This is a genomic window from Fictibacillus enclensis, assembly GCF_001457035.1.
GTDB classification, from domain to species: domain Bacteria; phylum Bacillota; class Bacilli; order Bacillales; family Fictibacillaceae; genus Fictibacillus_C; species Fictibacillus_C enclensis.
This window is the reverse complement of the sequence record NZ_KQ758617.1, coordinates 345,773-365,993: the sequence shown is the minus strand read 5'-3', so window position 1 is coordinate 365,993 and position 20,221 is coordinate 345,773. Positions and strand designations below refer to the sequence as shown.

The 20,221-nt window shown below is 43.7% G+C and carries 22 protein-coding genes and 1 riboswitch; of the genes, 6 read left to right on the top strand and 16 right to left on the bottom strand.

Annotation, left to right across the window (positions count from 1 at the left end; genetic code table 11):
- Positions 1–4 precede the first annotated feature (4 nt).
- Complete coding sequence (locus AS030_RS01965; protein ID WP_061967802.1) at positions 5–775, bottom strand: ABC transporter ATP-binding protein; 771 nt, start codon at positions 773–775, stop codon at positions 5–7.
- Positions 776–967: 192 nt separating this feature from the next.
- A riboswitch (SAM riboswitch) is annotated at positions 968–1,080 on the bottom strand.
- 208 nt (positions 1,081–1,288) lie between these two features.
- On the opposite strand from AS030_RS01965, the gene AS030_RS01960 reads away from it, so the two are divergent.
- The 3 genes from AS030_RS01960 (at position 1,289) to AS030_RS01950 (ending at position 2,873) form a co-directional block, all read left to right on the top strand.
- Positions 1,289–2,161, top strand: coding sequence for a VanW family protein (locus tag AS030_RS01960; protein ID WP_061967799.1), 873 nt, complete (start codon positions 1,289–1,291; stop codon positions 2,159–2,161).
- A gap of 121 nt (positions 2,162–2,282) precedes the next feature.
- Positions 2,283–2,561: a hypothetical protein gene (locus AS030_RS01955; RefSeq protein ID WP_061967797.1), complete on the top strand. Its 279-nt coding sequence runs from the start codon at positions 2,283–2,285 to the stop codon at positions 2,559–2,561.
- Positions 2,562–2,690: 129 nt separating this feature from the next.
- Positions 2,691–2,873 (top strand): hypothetical protein, encoded by a 183-nt coding sequence (locus AS030_RS01950; protein ID WP_061967795.1) that lies wholly within the window; start codon positions 2,691–2,693, stop codon positions 2,871–2,873.
- A 35-nt stretch (positions 2,874–2,908) separates the two neighbouring features.
- Here the strand turns inward: AS030_RS01950 and AS030_RS01945 are convergent, their stop codons facing one another.
- Entirely contained in the window at positions 2,909–3,622 is a 714-nt protein-coding gene (locus AS030_RS01945; protein WP_061967793.1) for a GNAT family N-acetyltransferase, read from the bottom strand.
- Complete coding sequence (locus tag AS030_RS01940; RefSeq protein WP_061971431.1) at positions 3,619–4,479, bottom strand: alpha/beta fold hydrolase; 861 nt, start codon at positions 4,477–4,479, stop codon at positions 3,619–3,621. Before AS030_RS01940 ends, AS030_RS01945 begins: the two co-directional genes overlap by 4 nt.
- Positions 4,480–4,642: 163 nt before the next feature.
- Here AS030_RS01940 and AS030_RS01935 point away from each other — a divergent pair, with 163 nt between their 5' ends.
- Both AS030_RS01935 and AS030_RS01930 read left to right on the top strand, forming a co-directional pair.
- Positions 4,643–5,905 (top strand): MFS transporter, encoded by a 1,263-nt coding sequence (locus AS030_RS01935; protein ID WP_082635670.1) that lies wholly within the window; start codon positions 4,643–4,645, stop codon positions 5,903–5,905.
- Positions 5,906–5,968: 63 nt separating this feature from the next.
- Positions 5,969–6,622, top strand: a complete 654-nt coding sequence (locus tag AS030_RS01930; protein ID WP_061967788.1) for a winged helix-turn-helix domain-containing protein — start codon at positions 5,969–5,971, stop codon at positions 6,620–6,622.
- A gap of 299 nt (positions 6,623–6,921) precedes the next feature.
- On the opposite strand, the gene AS030_RS01925 is transcribed toward AS030_RS01930, so the two are convergent.
- The 12 genes from AS030_RS01925 to AS030_RS01870 form a co-directional block, all read right to left on the bottom strand.
- Positions 6,922–7,407 (bottom strand): peptidoglycan-binding domain-containing protein, encoded by a 486-nt coding sequence (locus AS030_RS01925; RefSeq protein ID WP_061967786.1) that lies wholly within the window; start codon positions 7,405–7,407, stop codon positions 6,922–6,924.
- Positions 7,408–7,540: 133 nt separating this feature from the next.
- Positions 7,541–8,224 (bottom strand): hypothetical protein, encoded by a 684-nt coding sequence (locus tag AS030_RS23370; RefSeq protein WP_156412546.1) that lies wholly within the window; start codon positions 8,222–8,224, stop codon positions 7,541–7,543.
- Between the two features lie 282 nt (positions 8,225–8,506).
- Positions 8,507–9,487 (bottom strand): cation diffusion facilitator family transporter, encoded by a 981-nt coding sequence (locus tag AS030_RS01915; RefSeq protein WP_061967782.1) that lies wholly within the window; start codon positions 9,485–9,487, stop codon positions 8,507–8,509.
- A 168-nt stretch (positions 9,488–9,655) separates the two neighbouring features.
- Positions 9,656–10,228, bottom strand: coding sequence for an undecaprenyl-diphosphatase (locus tag AS030_RS01910; RefSeq protein ID WP_061967780.1), 573 nt, complete (start codon positions 10,226–10,228; stop codon positions 9,656–9,658).
- Entirely contained in the window at positions 10,200–11,213 is a 1,014-nt protein-coding gene (locus AS030_RS01905) for a glycosyltransferase family 2 protein (protein ID WP_061967777.1), read from the bottom strand. The genes AS030_RS01910 and AS030_RS01905 overlap by 29 nt, the downstream gene beginning before the upstream one ends.
- A gap of 30 nt (positions 11,214–11,243) precedes the next feature.
- Positions 11,244–12,926 carry a DUF6044 family protein gene (locus AS030_RS01900; protein WP_061967775.1) on the bottom strand — a complete coding sequence of 561 codons (1,683 nt, stop codon included), beginning with the start codon at positions 12,924–12,926 and terminating at the stop codon, positions 11,244–11,246.
- A gap of 30 nt (positions 12,927–12,956) precedes the next feature.
- Positions 12,957–14,090 carry an MGDG synthase family glycosyltransferase gene (locus AS030_RS01895; RefSeq protein ID WP_061967773.1) on the bottom strand — a complete coding sequence of 378 codons (1,134 nt, stop codon included), beginning with the start codon at positions 14,088–14,090 and terminating at the stop codon, positions 12,957–12,959.
- Between the two features lie 133 nt (positions 14,091–14,223).
- The gene (locus AS030_RS01890; RefSeq protein ID WP_061967771.1) at positions 14,224–15,057 is read right to left on the bottom strand and encodes a hypothetical protein; all 834 of its coding nucleotides are present in this window, start codon (positions 15,055–15,057) and stop codon (positions 14,224–14,226) included.
- 11 nt (positions 15,058–15,068) lie between these two features.
- On the bottom strand, positions 15,069–15,572 hold the full coding sequence (locus AS030_RS01885) for an anti-sigma factor family protein (RefSeq protein ID WP_061967768.1): 504 nt from the start codon (positions 15,570–15,572) through the stop codon (positions 15,069–15,071).
- Positions 15,573–15,577: 5 nt separating this feature from the next.
- On the bottom strand, positions 15,578–16,111 hold the full coding sequence (locus AS030_RS01880; RefSeq protein ID WP_061967765.1) for an RNA polymerase sigma factor: 534 nt from the start codon (positions 16,109–16,111) through the stop codon (positions 15,578–15,580).
- 191 nt (positions 16,112–16,302) lie between these two features.
- On the bottom strand, positions 16,303–17,109 hold the full coding sequence (locus tag AS030_RS01875; RefSeq protein ID WP_240482188.1) for a DUF2935 domain-containing protein: 807 nt from the start codon (positions 17,107–17,109) through the stop codon (positions 16,303–16,305).
- A gap of 65 nt (positions 17,110–17,174) precedes the next feature.
- A complete protein-coding gene (locus tag AS030_RS01870) occupies positions 17,175–18,530 on the bottom strand; it encodes an amino acid permease (RefSeq protein ID WP_061967760.1) in 1,356 nt (451 codons plus the stop codon).
- A gap of 139 nt (positions 18,531–18,669) precedes the next feature.
- Here AS030_RS01870 and AS030_RS01865 point away from each other — a divergent pair, with 139 nt between their 5' ends.
- Positions 18,670–19,491 (top strand): MBL fold metallo-hydrolase, encoded by an 822-nt coding sequence (locus AS030_RS01865; RefSeq protein WP_061967757.1) that lies wholly within the window; start codon positions 18,670–18,672, stop codon positions 19,489–19,491.
- A gap of 43 nt (positions 19,492–19,534) precedes the next feature.
- Here the strand turns inward: AS030_RS01865 and AS030_RS01860 are convergent, their stop codons facing one another.
- Positions 19,535–20,170, bottom strand: coding sequence for an FMN-dependent NADH-azoreductase (locus AS030_RS01860; RefSeq protein ID WP_061967754.1), 636 nt, complete (start codon positions 20,168–20,170; stop codon positions 19,535–19,537).
- Between the last annotated feature and the right edge of the window lie 51 nt (positions 20,171–20,221).

The window sequence follows — 20,221 nt, the reverse complement described above, 5'->3', positions numbered from 1 at the left end:
TAAATCAAATCGCTGCTGCCTGGTGTTCTTCTACTTTTTCAAATTCACTCAGCACACGCTGGCGGATTTCCTGAAAAGACGCATCAGTTTTCTTTCTCGGATATGGAAGGTCAACCGGAATCACTTCCCGGATGGTCCCCGGCCTTGGATTCATGATGACAACCCTGGTCGCCAGGTAGATCGCTTCGTCAATATCATGGGTTACAAAAAGCATGGTCGTACGGTTGTTCTGCCAAATATCGAGCAGGACCTCTTGCATATGAGAGCGGGTAAATGCATCAAGCGCTCCGAACGGTTCATCAAGCAGTAGCACCTTCGGATTTCGAAGAAGGGCTCTTGCAATGGCTACCCGCTGTGCCATCCCGCCGGAGAGCTCTTTTGGATAGGCGTTTTCAAACCCTTTCAAACGGACCAGTTCGATGAGCTGTTTTACGCTTTCCTTTGTCTCCTTGTTCTTAACTGGCAAATTGGCGGCTATATTTTTCTCAGCGGTGAGCCAGGGAAACAGCCGCGGTTCCTGAAAAATAAATCCCTTTTCAATGCTCGGTCCAGTCACTTTCCGGTTATCCAGCAAAACTGAACCTTCATGGGCCATATCCAGCCCAGCCACGATTTTTAAAAGGGTGCTTTTCCCGCACCCGCTCGGCCCGATTACCGTAATAAATTCCCCTTTCTCCACATCAAGCTGGATTTTTTCCAGCGCTTTAACCTTGCCATTGACGGTTTCAAAGCTTTTTTCAACCTCATTGACCTGTAATAATGCCACTCGCCCCATCCTCCTCTTTTAAATAAAGCTGTTAAAAATAAAAACAACCGGAGCCATTTTAATAAACAAAATGGTCTCCGGTTGTCCGGTCGACTTTATTAGAGAATCTGTACAGTAGTTCAATTCCCTTTATAGAAAAAACATAAAAAAACTCCTTCCAACGTGCCAGAAGGACGTAAAGAAGAAGTACGGTTCATGCTTCTCTTATCATCCAAGCTTGCGGCTTGTTGGATTTGGCACAGTTCTCTTCAATTGAAAAGAGTCCGCTGCCGAGGTTTCATAGGGCCAATTCCCTCCACCTCTCTTAATAAGATAGAGTATGTAGTTTTTGATAAAAGGGAATCCTTATCGGATTACTTGTAATTAAAACAGGTATGCATTTGAATGTCAACAACTTTCTGAAAAAACAGATTAAAACTTTTTAAAATGATAATTTTCCTACTTTCAATTTCTTCCTTCTGTTTATCTCTTACATAAATAAAAGTTGCCCTTATCATACTAATTGGTGGGAGGTTTTCGACTATGTTACTTTCTTGGTTAACGGGTATGCTTCTGCTTGTGCAGCCGGTTCCTGTCAACACGCCGGACAGCATCTCACTCGTTCAGCAAGGCCAGACAATCGCCATCATACAGCGCAAGGATTTCACGGTGCCGCTTCCTGGGACCCCTGTTCTTGATACCGAAAAGCTTAAGGTCTTTACGGACAAGCTGGAAGGACAGGTGTACCGGCCGCCTATCAATGCACGGATCAATGATACTGGTGGAATATCTTCTGGGCAAAATGGTTCGAAGCTTTATCGGGAGGCATTCAAGGAAAAATTTTATGCAAAGTTCTTTAGTAAAGGACCCTCAAAGATAGAAATTCCAAGCTTGACGGTCCATCCACGAGTGGATAGTGAGCTGCTCGGAAACATAAGAACCAATCACCTCGGCCAGTATGTGACCTACTTTAACCGCTCCAATACCTCACGGATTCATAATATTTCATTGGCCGCCAACGCCATTGATAATCATGTTGTTTTTCCCGGGGAAACCTTTTCTTTTAATAGGGTTGTTGGAAACCGAACAAAGGAAAAAGGGTATATGCGTGCACCGGTGATTATCCGGGGCGAACTGTCGGAAGGAGTAGGCGGCGGCATCTGCCAGGTTTCTTCTACCCTTTTTAATGCTGTGGACCGTGCCGGACTCCACATTGTTCAACGGTATTCCCATACCCGCAGAGTTCCCTATGTTCCTAAAGGACGGGATGCAACGGTAAGCTGGTACGGTCCTGACTTCCGTTTTCAGAACCGTTATAATCAGCCCATCCTGATCCGTGCAAAAGCATACGGTGGAAGCATTATGGTCATGGTTTCCTCTTCCGATGTGATCAATCTTCCTCAGAAAAAAAGGTAAATACTCCCTCTCTCCATTAATTGTGTCAACATTGTTAACCATTGCACAAACCCGTTCCAAATTGAAGGTAAGGATGATAGAATAAATGAGGATTTGATCATCAATTGGAGAGAGTGATGACATGAAAAGTCTTCCATTTTTCTATATGCTGTTTCTAATCAACGGATTGCTTCTTGCTGGCGGATTGGTCAGCCCGGCGTACATGGCTGTTGCCCGGTGGAGCATGATTTTCTTTAATATTACGGCAGTAGCAGCCCTTATTTACTTTAAAGAGCATGGCAATGGTGCAAGATGGAACAAAGTATCCTCCCGCGGCCGCATGCTTTGGTGGGGCGCATTTATGTTCAATATTATTTCGGCTGCCAATGAAGTTCTTCATTCGGCACTATTCCAAGGTTAATAAATGTGCAAAAGCCCGGCAGCTGTTCTGCCGGGCTTTTTTCATATGGATGAAATAACATGTTTGCTATGAACCATTTTAGGAAAAAAGTTAAAACATGTAACATGATAAGGGAGATGGCAGCTTTGTTTGGCTTTACAGAAAGACATCTTCGAGGCGAATCTTTTCTTTTACCAATTCCCGTACTTCTCGTTTTATTATGTATTCTTTTCTCTGATGCCGATGGAACAGTCAAGCGGTTGTCCAAGCAATGGCCTTGCTGCCCTGAACACAATCAAAGGTATCCAGTTAAAAAGCCACCCTGCCGACTAACATACAGCAGCCCACCTTTTATGGAGGGCTGTTTTTTAAAAATATTTATAATAGCTTTCCGTATAGGCATGTATGTGACAGCCGTTTTTTTCAAACACGCGTTGCATTTTTTCATTGTTGAGATGAGTGCTTCCGATATAATATTCTGCACCCATTTCTTTTAGGCATCCCAGCACCTGCCTGTGCAGTGTGCTTCCTGTTCCTTTTGACCGGGCACTGGGAAAGACCCCAAAGTAAAACAACCGCCCTTCATTTGTTGTACCCGGTTCAATATGGGGAATGGCGATTCCGATTGGCTGATGGTCTTTATAAAAAATCCTGCAGGAATATTTCCATCCGCTGCCAAGCTCCTGCTTAACTGACTGAAGATGCTGCTCCATCGACAAGGTTGATGCTGCATTATCCGATCCCTGCCTGCACATTCTCCACACCTCCATAAACGCCTTCTCTGTCGTCCCCCTGTCCTCAAGCGTTCTCCAGGTGTAGGGATGAAAGCTTTCCATTTCTTTCAAGTCCCGATATACATTCACTTTGGATGCATAATGCTCAAAACCCGAAGAAATCAAGTAATCGGAGCAAGATTCATAATGGTCTCGGTTACGGTGAAGCGTTACGCCTACTCTTTTGACTTTCCCTTTTTCAGCTTTTCGGATGATGGTTGAGATGCCCTTTTTCCACTCGTTAATGTCCAACATCCCTTCTGTCGGTTCAATAAGAATATATTCAGGGGTTCCGTCAATCACTTTCATCTGTCTTCCCCCACTGTCATTTGTTGATAGAACTTGCTGATCACGTTTTGGAAGGCTTTTTTCTCCTCCAAAAAAGGATAATGATTGCTGTTATCAAAAGCAGCCAGCTGCACATCGGGAATAAGTTCCGCCATTTCTTCAGAAAAACCGATCGGACACTGAACATCGTGCTGTCCGCATGCGATAAGCGTTCGGGTACTGATTTTATGCAGCTGCCTTGTTACATCAAAAAGGAGAATCTCCCTTGAGAAAAACTCCATCCGGCGCGCGGCCATGGATTTATGGACTTCCCCTGCAAAATACTCATCATGTCTTCCAGGCTCATGTAGTGATAATTTTGCCCGTTCCCTGGATATATCGTTTCTTTCTTCCGCAGATAGATTTGTTTTTAACTGCTCGATTAGCGACTGCATGTTTTCAAATTTCGGATGGTCTGGATGATAAATGCAAAAAGGGGAGGAGGACGCATACTCTCTTGCTGCAGCACTGGCTATGATCAAGGATTCAAGGGATTTGGAATGTCGTATCCCATACACGAGTCCTAGCATCCCCCCTGTAGAATGTCCGGCAAAATGCCATGTCGGATACCCGAGTTCGTCTCTTACAGCTTCAAGATCAAGCACCGTTTCGATCATGCTTAGCTGATGCGGTTCGTGCGCCTTTTCAGACCTTCCCGCTTCTCTTAAGTTAATCAAAAATACCTGATGCGACTCTGTGAACATGTCCGCAAAACGGTCTCCCGTTTCATTGAATTCCGAATAAAGATGGGACACACAAAGCGGCGCGCCCCTCCCCTTACTGAACACTTCAAATACGCCCCGCTCTGTGGGGACCATGATTGTTTTCCAGTTCTTCATTTGCTTTCCCTCTGTTCTCTGGTATTTCATTACAAAAGCAACTTCTCTGTTCCCTCACTGAATTCCTTTCTAAATTTTGTCGAACGATTTTCCTTCACTAAAATGTTTTTTACCATTAAAATAAATTTTAACGATAAATGTTATTTTTATTGGAAGGAGAATTATGATGGGGACCAGTTTGGCACATGAACCAAAGACGTTAAGAAAACATAAATTTGGAGGCCTTCTCTCCAACCGGCAATTTTTATTTTTATGGATAGCCAGTACATTTACAGGGTTGTCCTTCTCGATCTACTTAATCTCAGAAACATGGTTTGTTCTTCAGGCACTAAAAGCTCCTTCCAAGCTTGGGATTATTATGATGCTAACCACCATACCCCGCGTTTTGCTCATGTCGGTTGGAGGAGTAATGGCTGACAGATTAAAACGTTCTCACGTGATTATGATCACAAATTCAACCAGGGGACTTTTGGTCCTTGGATTGGCCCTGCTCATCCTGAACAGCAGTATGAACCTCTATCTCCTTGGTGTTTTTGCTCTTCTTTTTGGAGTTCTCGACGCTTTTTTCTGGCCGGCTAACCAGTCTATGCTTCCCACCCTTGTAAAAAAAGAACAGATCGTCCGTGCCAACTCTCTTGTGCAAACGACCAATCAGCTTTCATTATTGACTGGGCCGGTCATTGCAGGTTTTATGATTAAGTTCGGCTCGTTTTTCGGTGTCTTTGTTTGTACTTCTGTTTTACTTTTCTGCAGCAGCATTCTAATCGGACAAATCCGTTATCCTGATCATCCATCAACTGACAATAAGCAGAAAGAACCGGTGTTCCGGCAGCTTAAGGAAGGAATTGTTTACGTCAAGACAGTACCCTACCTGCTGCTCACCATGGCCACCTCCATTTTCGTTAATTTGCTTCTTGTCGGGCCTCTGAATATCGGTCTTCCTTTGATGGTGGATCAGCATTTGAAAGGGGATGTTCTGTCTCTCAGCTATTTGGAAAGCTCGCTCGCTCTTGGAATGGTCGCTGGTGCCTTTCTTACCGGGATCTTGAATATCAAAAGAAAACGGCCAATCATCAGCCTTTCACTGATTGCCGTCCTTTCTTTCTTAAATATCTTTCTGAGCCAGATGACCGCCCTTTGGCATGGAATTATTCTTTTGTCACTTGCCGGCGTCTGCTTGTCCACTTCCAATATTATTGCTCCTTCTCTGGTTCAGGAAATGACAGAGAAACGGATGATGGGAAGAGTTCAGAGTTTGATGTCAACTGCCTCCATGGGATTTATACCGCTTTCCTTTGCCCTTGTTTCTGCTCTGCTCTCTAGCGGACTTCCAATCGACATGATTATTTTGTACTCAAGCATTGCCCTTACCGTGTTTGTCCTCACTGTTCTTTGGAGAAGCAAAACCATCCGCACCATCGATTAATCACGTACATCCCTTAAATTGTGGTATTCTTTTTAGTAACACAATGTTTAGGTGGGATACAACGTGGCACAATGGAAAACACAGTCAATCGATTTAATGAAAATGTTTTCTGATCCAAGACGCCTGAGAATCCTTCATCTCGCTTCCGAACAGCCGATTACCGTTAAACAGATGGCTGCTGAGTTGAACGAACATCCTTCAAGGCTTTATTACCATGTAAAAAAGCTTGAGGATGCCGAGCTTTTGGAAGTGGCTGAAACAAAGCAACTGGGGAATCTGGTAGAAAAATATTATCAAACTATCAATATGAATGATGTATTATACCGTGGAGATCTGCAGGCCCAGGCTGAACAGCCTGAAGTCGCTCTTTCCCTTACGTACCGGCTCATCGAACCGGCATTGAAGTTATATGAAAAATCGCTTGCCAAGCTGAGGGAAGAAAAGAAACATGGCGTAGTACGCAATGAAATGCCGTATCATGTTACCATCAATTCCTCCAGTGACCGCATGACCGCCAAAGAGTGGCGTGAATCCTTTCCTGTCATCATGAAAGCACTTGGTAAAAAGGATAAAAAAGACTATGACTGGCCGGAACGCTCTTATTCTTCTGAAGAAGAAGCGAACAAAGTTGGTACCTATCAGTACGTTTTGCTCAGTTACCGGATTGAGGATGCAGAAGAACTTGGAATTGTAACGGAAAACGAGGAAGAGAAATGAACTGAGCCGCCTTTAGCATGAGATGCTGGAGGTGGCTATTTTTTGTAAAAGCACCAAATGGGCGCTCTACAAATAGAGACATCATAGCTTTCAATTACCGTGCAGATTGTTTTACTGGAGGTATGTAACGTGCAAACCTTACATGAACATTTGAAAAATTGTGAAGCCCCTCACGCTAGTAAAAAAAGAATAAGAGCCATTCCTTCGAATGGGAAAGAAGAGCTCTTTTTATAGATAACACCTTGTAGAGTCATAGATCTCTAAAGTGAAGGAAAATATGTCGGGGATGTACCCTTCCCTTAATTGGCATATAAGCGATACGAATCGGTTAATGTATCGCCGTTACCATAAATGTATGCCTTAGATGGGGCATAGAAATTGCTGCTGTCGTACTTCCAATGAATCCTTAGCGCCATATAACCGCCTGCTCCGTACGTGTTGGTTCCTCTTTTTTCAATAAATTGAGAGAAGCTGTCCCACGTTCTAGGACCCACAACGCCGTCAACCATTAAGTTATGCGTTTTTTGATATTTTTTTACGGCAGCTTCGGTTTTCGGACCGAAGATTCCATCCGAATCAATGACGGAGGAGTCAGTGTAAAATCGAAGAACATTAATGATGTACTGCATGTTTTTAACTTCAACACCACGGGCATCTTTACGTAAAATCGAGTTTTTATCCCAGTCTGACGGATGATGAAACCCGGGTGCTGAGGCAGATGCGGTAGAAAAGGAAATTCCCCAGGCCAAAAGAACAATTACCATACTGGCTACTATTTTCTTCACAATGCCATCTCCCTTTTATTAACTAGTGCAAACCCCTTACAAATTTCCCCTCTTTCTGAAAATTCCCCCTTTTCGTAAATTGAACCCTTTCTTTCTTGAGACCAATGCCCTGTTTTCTTCTGTGCCTTTGGAATCAGTGTCCAAGTGTGACAAGGAAGAATAGGATATTTTGTATGCAAATAAGGAGGTTTTTGGATGAATGAATATTATGGGCAGCATTCGAACCCACGAATGTTTCCTCAACTCCCAGGCCAGGGCGGAGGCCAGCAGGCACCTGGTTTTCATGGCTTTCTCCCGCAGGGACAGGGCGGGCAGCAGCAGATGCCTCAGCTTCCTGGGCTTTTCCCCGGTATGCCTGGTGGTCAACAGCAACAGGGACAGCAAGGCGGACAATCACAGCAGGGACAGGGCGGGCAGCAGCAGATGCCTCAATTCCCTGGGCTCTTCCCCGGTATGCCCGGCGGTCAACAGCAACAGGGACAGCAAGGCGGACAATCACAGCAGGGACAGGGCGGGCAGCAACAGATGCCTCAATTCCCTGGGCTCTTCCCCGGTATGCCCGGCGGTCAACAGCAACAGGGACAGCAGCAGGGGCAGCAAGGCGGACAATCACAGCAGGGACAGGGCGGGCAGCAGCAGATGCCTCAATTCCCTGGACTTTTCCCCGGTATGCCCGGTGGTCAACAGCAACAAGGACAGCAAGGCGGACAATCACAGCAGGGGCAGAGCGGACAGCAGCAGATGCCTCAATTCCCTGGACTTTTCCCCGGTATGCCCGGTGGTCAACAGCAACAAGGACAGCAAGGCGGACAATCACAGCAGGGGCAGAGCGGACAGCAGCAGATGCCTCAATTCCCTGGACTTTTCCCCGGTATGCCCGGTGGTCAACAGCAACAAGGACAGCAAGCTCAACAGGTGTTTTATCCTTACTACTACCCGCCTGGCATGTTTTAAGCCTGCCGGACAGTAAATGTTTAAAACCGGCCAGTACCTGACGATTCTGGACAGTAACTTCCGCTTATGGCCTGTATTTCTCTGTAAACATATAAAACAAGGGAATTTCCTCTGCGGAATTCCCTTGTTTTTAATAAAATGAAGCTTATTCTTCCGATTTCTCTGTAGGGTTTTGCTTTTCCCACCGCTGTACGCCGTCATCTTCATCAAATTCGATGGTGACATCGGTGACGCCTTTTTCCTGCAGGATCTTTTCTTCCAGCCGATCTTTAATATCGTCGGCCTGGGCAACGGTCAGTGCAGGATCCACTTCTACTTCAAGCTCTACGTGGAGTTCCTCACCTTCTTTGATAACTACGACTTCCACCACATCTTTTACTTCAGGGTCACGCAAAACGAGTTCCCCGATTTTGTCTTCCATCTCTTCATCGGCTTCCCCAAGGACACCTGCCGCATTATCGAGAAACACTTTGCCTACAACAAAGAACATCATGAGACCAATAATAATAGAAGCAATTCCTTCCGCCTGATGAAAGGGGGTAAAATGGGAAATAACGATGGCGACGATTGCCAGGATCCCTCCCGCTGTCGCAACAAGATCTTCCATAAAGACAAGCTTGGTGGCCGGTTTGGCTTTTGGCAGGTGACCGAAGCTTTTAAAGAACACCGCAAAACCGCTTGTTGTGTCGCCAACGTCATGCATAATCTCCCTCATGGCCTTAAAGAGAACAAATCCCTCAAGCACAACAGCAGCACAAAGTACGGCAACATTTATCACAAAACCGGTGGATTCTGTCGGGTGAAAAATATGTGAAAAACCTTCCTTGATCGTTTCAAAAGACATAATGCCTACAATAATAACGGCTCCAAGCAGAACCAGATGAACCAGTCTGCCAAATCCATTTGGAAAGCGGTTCGTCGCACCTCTTTTGCTTAATGCAGAACCAATAAATACAAAAAATTGATTGGCCGCATCCCCCAGGCTGTGCATAGTTTCAGCAAACATGGCTACGTTCCCAGTGTAAATATAGGTGCCGCCTTTTATAATCGCAATAATGGTGTTCACAATCGCCGCCAAAAAAGCAGATTTGTTACCGTTTTTTAATAATTTGAATAACCTTCCCATTGGATCCTCTCTCTCATCAAAAGTGTCATGCGTTATGTATAGATTTCATTTTCATTCTACCCGCTCTGATCTTTACCTACACTTAATTTCCCTTTCTTGAATACTAAAAAAACCCTTTCTTTCCTATTTTAGCGATTCATCCATAGGAAGGAAAGGGTATTCGGCAGGCTATTTGCTCCAAATGGCCTGCTTTACTGTAGATTGAACTTGATTGTATTTACGAAGAATGACGTTTACAAACGGATCAAAAACAGGGGACAGCAGATAAACAAGGATACTGATGATTCCCGCGACTACTATACTTCCAGCAACATCAAAAGGATAATGCTGTCCTGTCCAAACACGTGATAATCCTGTTAACGCCGCTACCGCCAGCATTGCACTTCCAAGCTTTTTGTGGCTTAAGAATACGGCAAACGATAAAGCAAACGCACCTGTGGTATGGTCACTCGGAAACGAAGCATCCGCCGCATGTTTGAACAGCAAATGCACATGATGGCTGACAAATGGCCTTGGTTCATAATAAAAAAGTGTGATGATATAGTTTGCGATCAGCCCCAAAATTCCAGTTATTCCTGAATAGATTGCTAATCTTTTATATGAATCATTTGTAAACCACAGGACCAAAAGAACAAGGGCATAGAGATAAAGCGCCTTTTGGCTTAAAAAAATCATAAAACTATCCAATACAGGATGAGAAACGGACAAATTATTAATATCTTGAAACCACTGGTAGTTCATTTTTTTCCCTTTCTTTCGGTTGATTTCCTACATTATTCAAATTGAGACTTGTTTCAATTGAATATTTCGGACGCCTTTTTACTTCAGTAAAGATTTTCCCGATATACTCACCGATAACCCCAATTCCCATCAGCTGCAGACCGCCAATGAGCCAGATGGAGATCATTAGTGAAGACCATCCGGCTGCTGCATTCCCCATTACTTTATGCACCAATGTGTATGCTCCTGTAAGCATACTGAGACAAACCGCCATAAAGCCACTCACGGTAACAAAACGAATGGGCGTGATACTGAACGAGGTGATTCCATCGGCAGCAAATGCCAGCATCTTTTTTAACGGGTACTTCGTCTCCCCTGCCAGGCGTTCTTTCCGGTCATAATAAACTTTGGCTGTTTTCATCCCAATCAGCGGAATAATCCCTCTTAAAAAGAGGTTGCTTTCTTCATAGCGGCATAGCTCGTCAAGTGCCCGTTTGCTCATCAGCCGGAAGTCTGCATGGTTGGGAATAAGATCAATGCCTATTTTATTCATGAAACCGTAAAATCCATTAGCGGTTACCCGTTTGAAAAAGGTATCAGTGTCCCGTTTTTTACGAACGCCGTAAACAATTTCGCATCCTTCCTTATATTTTAAAATAAAATCACGGATCACCAGGATATCATCCTGCAAATCTGCATCAATCGATATCACACAGTCGGAGATTTCCTTCGCCTCCATGAGTCCGGCTAACAACGCATTCTGATGACCGGCATTACGGGACAATTTCAATCCTGTAACAAACCCATTCACTAAACTTTCTTTTTCAATCAATTCCCATGTTCCGTCTTTGCTCCCATCATCAACAAACAAGATTCTGCTTTGAGGATGAATCCATTTCTCTGTTTCCAGATCTTCCAGCAAATAGGTTAATTGCTTTGTTGTTTCACCCAGGACTTCTTCTTCGTTATAGCAGGGAACAACAATGGTAACAACCGGTTGATTCATCAGTTCCACTCCCTTTCGCTCGTGCTGCAATCATCTCGTCTGGTAAAGATAAATTTTCCATACCGAATGTGGATCGGTGAACACTTTTTTCAATACCAAGTGATCTTGCTTGGCATTCTTAACAGGTACAGCTGAAAAAATATACCGGCCTCCCAGCTTCTTAAAGGCTTGGATATTTAATTGAAGCTGATGAATTTGTTTTGTGGATGTTTTCTCATAATCATAATGTTCTCCCAGTTCCGCTGAATACAAATAACAGCGGCCTCCCCAGTGATCAAAGTAGCTTTTGAGCTTTGGACTTTTGTCCAATTCCTTAGCAATAATGGAACGGAACCGATGTTTATAGGAAAGTGGATAAAAATTGTTATACGTATCCACTGTGTAAAAACCATTGTATTGCGCGATGGCGGGGTGAAGCCCCAGACTTGCCACCCGGTAGGAACTTTTTGATTTTCCAATATACGTATCAATTTTTTTAAACAGCTGCACAGAGTAGAATTCTTTAAACGAGGGATATCCAGCGATACGATACCGCACTTCTTCGTTCAAGGTAAAAAGCAGAGTCAGCTGGAGGATCAGGAATACAACAGCAGCTTTTTTCCCTTTCCCTCCACCCTTCCAGAAAATTCTCAGCCCTATGGCAAACAAGAGATACCATAGTAATGGATGTAAAAAGTGAAAACGTGAAAAGTTAAATGTCCGCAGAAGCGAAATATGGGCTTTAATCGGCTCCCATCCCTTGTAAAACCAAAAACCATACCATACAGAAAGCAGTACATTTAAGATCATAAGGTAAACGAATGTTTTCTCATTCCGCCACTTGTTTTCTTTTATCAAATTCCATAGGACCATGATCAACAGTGGCAGGATAAAATACGTATGAATGGTCATGACATGGGTATGGCCCAAAAGAAAATTTTTCAGCATAAGCTTCATGGATGAAGGCCCATCAAGAACAGATTCATCAAATTCATTTCTGTTGGTCGGCGGCTGAGGCAATAACAGGGAAAAGACAAGCCTGTATTCAGTGAGCAAATACATTCCTGCCATAAAAATGATGCTTAACAGGAATCTCCCATTCCACTGCCGGCTGCGATATACGTCAATCATCCATAAAAGAGCCATAAAAGCCAGAAAAAAGACAAAACCTAATACAAAACTCGAATAGAAAGGAAGACAAAAAAGAACCAGCCACTCTTTCGACCCGGAGGTACGGTTTCGAATATTTAAAAACGCCCATAATGCAAGCGGCATACCGAGAGTGCTGAGCATACCCGATGGCCAAAACGGGGTAAGTGCAAAAGCCAGGGATGCACCTACCCGTAAAACGGCTAATCCCTCTTCCTTTATGAAATGCTTCCTTAAAAGCAAGTACATTCCAATGAACGCGATCACCCGCGTAATAGCCTGCGAAAAAGCATAAGCGAGCATCGATGGAAAGAGGGTATGAAGCCAGACAATGCCACTGAATTCCGAATCAAACGCATCTCTTGGCACACCATTGATCACTTGTGGAATGACAGCATTCAGAGGTCCAAGCAGCTGGCCACTCTCCTTTAGTTCCTTGTACCACGTGATATTGGAGTCCATATTATCATGGACGCGGATATGAGCATTTTCCCCAAGAATAAACAGGGGTGAAAGATAGATCAGAAGGACAATTACTGCCGCAGTTAAATATTGGGTTTCCTTTAGTTGATTCCATCTGAACATACGATATACTCCTGCCTTGATGTAATGATTTTAAGCCTGACGGCTCAAGGTAAAAGCCGGCTCCAGCAAAGATTGGATAAATTTTGTAATTTGATCAGGCGATAACATTTCAAGCCCTTTCTCATAAGCATTTTTGGCAGCTTGCCAATTTTTCATGGCAGGTTGATTTCGGAGTACCCGTTTCAATTGAAATTCCAGCGGCAATGATTTATCGATCCGGAAGACCAAATTCTTTTCCTCCAGGTACTCGAGATTTATTTCTTCTTGTCCCGGGAGTACGGAATGTACAAATATCGGCAAGTTTTTCCTTAGTGCTTCACTCACCGTAATTCCGCCGGGCTTTGTAACGATGGCATCTACTCTGTCATACCATTCATTCATTTCGCTCCTTGATGAAATATAAGGCAGCGGATGTATATTTGCCATACCCAGTGATCGGATCTTTTCATATAGTTTTTTGTTTTTTCCGCACAAGACATAATAATCAAAGGCGTTGGAAGAACGAGCGGCAGTAATCAATTCATAAATATCACCCAATCCGCTGCTCCCTCCGGAGATTAATACTTTCCTCCTGCTGCCCTTTGATAAAATCGTTGCTTTTCTTTTGAACTGCTCATGAACCGGAATCCCAGAGACAATGATTTTATCTTGAGGGATATGGTGTTCATCCATGAGCATTGTTTTCATATCCTGATTGGGTACGAAGTGGTAATCAATCTCTTGTCTTCCCCATACGTCATTAATGAAAAAATCAGTATAAACATTCATTACAGGGATATGGCATTTCCCTTTTCGTTTTAGCTCATTCACGAGATAGGACGGGATGCTGTGCGTGCATATAATCACATCAGGCTGTTCATCCTCCAAAAGCTTGTGCATAGCCTTTAAAAACAACAGATCGTATCCTTTAAAGGACTCTCTTCGAATAGTGGAATACGTAAAGTTCTTATATATAAGTTCATAGGTACCTGGCAAATGTTTAATCCATTTCAAGTAGGTCTTAGTCACCATCTTTTCAAGGGAAGCATTCATATAGCTTAACAAGTCCACTTTTTTTAAAACAATATCCTTCTCTCTGATTTTCAGCATGTCGATTAATGCCTCTGCGGCCTGATGATGGCCGGATGGCATCTGTAAAAACGGCAAAAATAATATTTTCCTCATTCTTCATCACCTATTTTATAAATAAAATTTCATTTAATGAATCTTGTACACTTAAAAAGACGGAAGTTCGTCCAAAAAGTTCATTACAAATTAAAAAAAGTCCCGGCAAATCCTGCCAGGGACTTAAACTTACTTATTTACGAGCTCGAAAGCGTTCAAACAGGAATTTAAATGCTCCTCCCAATGATAGAAAAAAGAGAAGAAAGAAGAAAATACTGCCGATAATCGGAAAGTTGAACAAGGACACCAGCAAAAAAGAACCAGTCAAATATCGAAGCCATGGAGCTTTATTCTCCAAGCCGGAAAATCGGGCCGCTATTTCATGGCTATAGACGGCCAGCCCCGTAATAAATATCAGTACCGGTAAAAGTAAAAGCAGAATGGAGACAGGAATTCCAATGACCGTAATACCGAGCAATACACCTACAACCAACAGTGCGGCACTGATAATAGCTCCTGATAAAATCAGACGTGGAGCCTGTCCCTTTGTTACTTCTGCCAGGCTGTTTGTTCGTTTGTGAAGCGACACGCCGGCAAGTACCGTTAAGAAAACCAGCACAATGCTTGCAATAAGCCTGAGCAGCCAGCCGCTGATCAGGACCAGCCCCCCAAGAAAAAGGCTGTTTTGTGATGGACTGTTCAGATTCATGGCGATGATATTATCGGTCACCTTCGAACCTGCTTCTTGTTTGACATGTCCACCAATGACAAGGACCAGTTCCTTTACTTTTGCTTTTTTCTTGATGTCTACATTTCCATTAATAACAATGACAGCAGTTTTCACCTTTCCCTTTACGATCGCATCGTGTCCAAAAACAATGACATTTTCAACACTTTGCTTTGCGGGCACCATCACTTCTTTTTGTTTGATCACATTCTTTTCAGCACCATAAACGGTTGGAGCTGCAAGTGTGAGGGCCATCATGAAAACAATCGTTATGCTTAATAAAATACGGTGCTTTTTCATCGCTGCCCTCCTCACCCTGTTGACTTTGTATCCAGTAGTCTTCGCACAGACCATCCTGATGCTATCAGCACGATTAGCGCCAGCACTAAGAAAACTTCAAGCAGATTTGGCAAAGCCCCCGCCACGGTAAAGGCTGAACGTATTAAACTAAAGGAAATCGAAGTAAGAGTAACCCCCACATGAATCCCTTTCGTAATAACCGATGAGGCGAACCATAGAAAAGCGGCCATAACAATGGCCCCCGCAATAGCTGCAGCCATACCTCCCCGGGAAAGAAGCGTCTCAGGTGTAGATTCAAAACGGATCCTGGCCATCACCGTTTGCTCCATGTTGCTGTTTTTCATATCAAACTCCTCATAAGCAGATGACAGTAAAGCCTTTAATTCCAATAGATGAGCCACTTCTTCCCTACATTCCCCGCAGTCACTCATATGCCTTTCCACTTCTTGTCGTTGCTTCTTCCCTAACTCATCATCGACATAAGCGGATAGAAGTTCATGTATTTCTTCATGCATCCCGATCACCCTCTCAACAATTCTTTTCTCAGTTCTTTGCGGGCTATATTAATTCTGGATTTAACCGTTCCCTCTGGTATTTCCAGTATTTCTGCAATCTCTTGATAAGAAAATCCCTGGATGTCCCTTAAAACAATCACTGTGCGATGCTCCGGTGTAAGCTTCTGCATGGCAAGCTGCAAATTGATCCTCAACTGCAGGTTTTCAACTTCCGAGTGGGTATCCGCCATTAACTCTGTTTGTTCTGGATCGATTTGCAACTGTGGCCGTTTCTCCCTCTTCTTTATCCGGTCATAACAAAGGTTGGTAACAATTCTTGTAAGCCAGGAGGAAAAGGCATACTCTTCTTTCAATTGATCCATTGAAAAATAGGCTTTGACGAAAGCTTCTTGAGTAATATCTTCAGCTTCCATCTGATCATGGACCATCGCAAAAGCATGCCGGAACACTTTTCCTTTATATCTTTGAATAAGTTCAGAAAAGGAATCCTGGTCTCCCTTCTTAGCTTTTACGATTAATTGCTGAAGTTCTTGGTCCACATTTTTTTCACCCGTTTCTGGACAGACTGCCTTAATGAAAAATGGTTTCTAGTTAAAAAGACGCCAAATGATGAAATAAGTTCATTCTTATTTCAATTTCTTTTCCTTTATTTTGTATTAGGCGAAAATAATACATTCAATACGATCAACATAGCATGAACATAAAAAAAAAGCCCCCACTTAGGAGGTTTTCAATTTTCTTCCACCCTTGGTTTTGCAGGATTGCAGCCCGGTTCTTTCGTTTGCGAGGCCATGGCCACCTTCGTGAGATAATAGCATTCTTCTCTTGCCATATGATCGGCCATGAGAGCAGAAAACGTACCGAGCACCTCATGCGAAAGTTCCAGTTCCTCGATTTCTTTTAAAAATTTCCGGAACAACATAATCTCCATCTTCACTTCTTGATTCATGCGCTTCAAGGCCGGAAATTCTTTCAGGTTTGTCCTTAAATAGCCCGCAAGTTCTACCGCCTTGATATAAAATTGTTCAAAATGAACGCTGTATTCCTTGCTTCGCGCTTTTATATCTTTTTCTACCGCATCCATCGTATCGGATATGGCTCCTGCATGTCCTGCAGCATCGGGAAGCCATACCATATGATAATGGAGCTCATGGTAGAGCGGCGGCATTTGTTCCGTTTTTAAATACTTAAGGATTTCTAAATACTCTTCCACCTCATTCACCATATGATTAAGAAAGGTTGGTGAAAGATGAATGCTTATTTTTCCTGTCAGGTGCCTCCTGATCATGTGAAGCTTAAAATCCCTGATTGATGTCGCCATTTCTTCCGCTGCAGCAGTTAGCTTTGTGAGATCCGCGTTTCCTCTTGCCTGCTGAAGCAGTCCGTCGAAACCTTCCTTATATCGTTTGGCCGCTTCAATTTCTTTTGTTTCCTTCGAAGCCAGGGTATCCAAAAAGAAACGCGCATGATCCCCCAGTACCTGGAGCCAAAACTGATGCTCAAACCTTGCGCTTTTTTCCCATGTTTGCCGGTCCACCTTCATCTCCTCCTTTGCACCTCTTTCATATGTATCAAAGGAAAAGATCAGTTATGCCGGATTATTTAGCTTGTTTCGGTTCTCTTCCATACCTTCCGCATAAAAAAAGCCACGATTCCAATAATGCCGGCAAGCAGGATGCTGACATAAAACCCTGGACGGATCGATTTTTCAGCTAGGGTTCCGCTGATGCTCGCCAAAATTAAAAGAAGCCCCACAACAGAAAACACTTTGCTCCACATCTTCTGCTTTAACATTTTCATGGAAGAAAGAATAATGAACAGCCAGTTATAAAGAAGCAGGATTCCTGCTGCAGTCGTGATGTATTCATAAATCTTTCCCGGCATTAACAATGCGGTGATGATGGAAGCAAGGAGACCTGCGGCCCCAAGTCCCAGAGAGGCTAACGGCAAATCCTTCAATTTTTTAATTTTCTTGCTGAACAGTGACGGAGCATCACCATCTTCTGACATTGTACAAAGAAGGTTGGTCACACCAAAAAGGGAAGCAGTCATGGTGGAAAAACCTGCTATAATGATCGCTCCATTAAATACATGCGGAAAAAAGGCAAGATGGTAATCGTCAAGAGCGGTCACAAACGGACTTTCCTTATCGTCAAACGCCCCTTGAAAAACCATGGTGACTGCCAGCCCCATGGACACCACATAAATCGCAGCCAAAACGAACATCATGACTTTACCAGCTTTGGGTCCGTCTTCTTTCTTTTTCAACTGCATGGCCATCAGCCCGATGACCTCAATGCCGCCAAACGCATAAAATGCGTAGATCAGCGAAGACCAAAACCCCGGAAATCCATCATGAAAAAAATCGCTTGGGCTGTCAGGAAGACCTGGCTTTTTGACATCGCCATCCAGCCAGCCAAGAAGCGTTGCCCCTGCTATAATAATGAACATTAAAATAGCCGCCACTTTTACAACGGCAAGGATATTCTCAACTTTGTCAAAGCCATTGGTCCCGGTTAATACAACGATGATAGCAAGAATCGCATACCCTGAGGCAAAAACCCACAAAGGTACTTGTTCAAACCAAAAGCGCGACAAGATGGAAAGTGCCGTCAACTGGCTGCCCATGACCAGGATATTGGAGAGCCAGTAGTTCCAGCCGCAGCTGAACCCAGCCCAATGGCCAAATGCCTTTTTTGCATAGGCGCAAAAGGATCCTTTTTGCGGATCTTCTGCTGTCATCTTTGCCAATACATTAAAAACAATATACGTGCCAAGTGCAGCAAGGACAAAAGAAATGACAATGGATGGACCGGTCATCATAATGCCGATTGAAGATCCTAAAAAATACCCTGTTCCTATGGTACATCCGATCCCCATTAACGACAGCTGCCACCATGTTAAATTCCCGCCTCGGCTGTTTTGGCCGGAGGGAGAGCTGCATTTTGTCTGACTCATCAAACCACCCCTGTTCTGTCGTTAGTTTTTGTATATTGGGGTGGAATATGTAATGCTCCCATTGCCAGTAATTGCTTATCAATACAGGTTTTTTACTTTATAATCAAAGCAGACAGAAATAAAAAAAGGGGATGATCGAATGAAGCCGTATATTTGCAGCACCTGCGGGGTCCAATATCCGCCAACAGAACACCCTCCTGAAATCTGCACCATCTGCACAGAGGAACGACAATATGTTTCACCCCAGGGGCAGTCATGGATCACGTTGCAAGAGATGAGAGAGCGTAATTTTAAAAATACCATACAAGAAGATGAACCACGCCTGTACAGCATACATACCGAACCGGCTTATGCGATTTCGCAAACAGCCTACCTTATACAGGGTAATCATTTCAACCTGTTGTGGGACTGTTTGACCTATCTTGATCACGACACGATAGCGTACCTCAAGCAATTAGGAGGGATTGATGCCATCGCTCTTTCTCATCCTCATTATTATTCCACCCAGGTGGAATGGGCGGAAGCATTTGAAGCACCCATTTATATCCATGAAGATGACAAAGAGTGGGTCACACGTTCAAGCCCAATGATAAAATTTTGGTCCGGCGAAACGCTCGAGCTGAGTGATGGGCTTACCCTGTACAGGCTGGGCGGCCATTATAAAGGTGGAGCAATCGTCCACTGGTCTCAAGGAAATGAAGGAAAAGGAGTCCTTCTGACCGGAGACATCATCCAGGTGGCAGCAGACAGAAATTGGGTTAGTTTCATGTACAGTTATCCAAACTTGATTCCACTTCCGGCTTCCACCGTGGAGCGCATGGCCAGCACTGCACAGTCCATACCTTTTAACCGGTTATACAACGCGTTCCACAGAGTTGTGGCGGAAAATGCCTCTCAATCGGTCCAACGATCTGCCAAAAGATATATTAAAGCATTAAAAGGAGAATGGTTCTCCACCTAAATAAAAAGCGAAGGCAGAATACGCCTTCGCATTTTTGATGAAGTTAAAAGGTTTGTGCCATTTCTTTTGCTTTATTGATGGCCTGTTGCTTAATCTCTTCTGCCCGTTCGGGAAATTGATTGTGTCCTTCCACAAACAAGCCTTCAAACGAAGGAATGCCAAAAAAGTTCATGATCACACTGATGTAACGGTGGCCCATCTCGAGTCCTGCCGCAGGCCCTTCCGAATAGACGCCTCCGCGGGCTTGGATATGCAGTGCCTTCTTGTCTGTAAGCAGTCCAACAGGTCCCTGTTCCGTATATCTAAAGGTCTTTCCTGCCGTACAAATAGAATCAATATAGGCTTTCATAACGGGAGGAAATGAAAAATTCCACAGAGGCGTTACAAAAATGTATTTATCTGCAGCAACAAACTGATCGGTCAGTTCGGAAAGCCGCTGTACTTTTGTCTTTTCATCTTGTGATAGCTGATCAAAGGTAGAACCCGTTCTAAGCTTTCCCCAGCCGCTGAACACATCCACATCAATGTGGGGAATATTTTCTTTATACAGATCCAGATGAACAACTTGATCAGAAGGATTGGCCTGTTTGTAAGATTCAATAAATGCTTTTCCAACCGCCATACTGAAGGATTGTGTGTCATCATGGGGATGTGCCGTAATATATAATATAGTCGTCATATCGTTATCCCTTCCTTTATCATTTGTATAGAGTTAATATGATACAAAGAA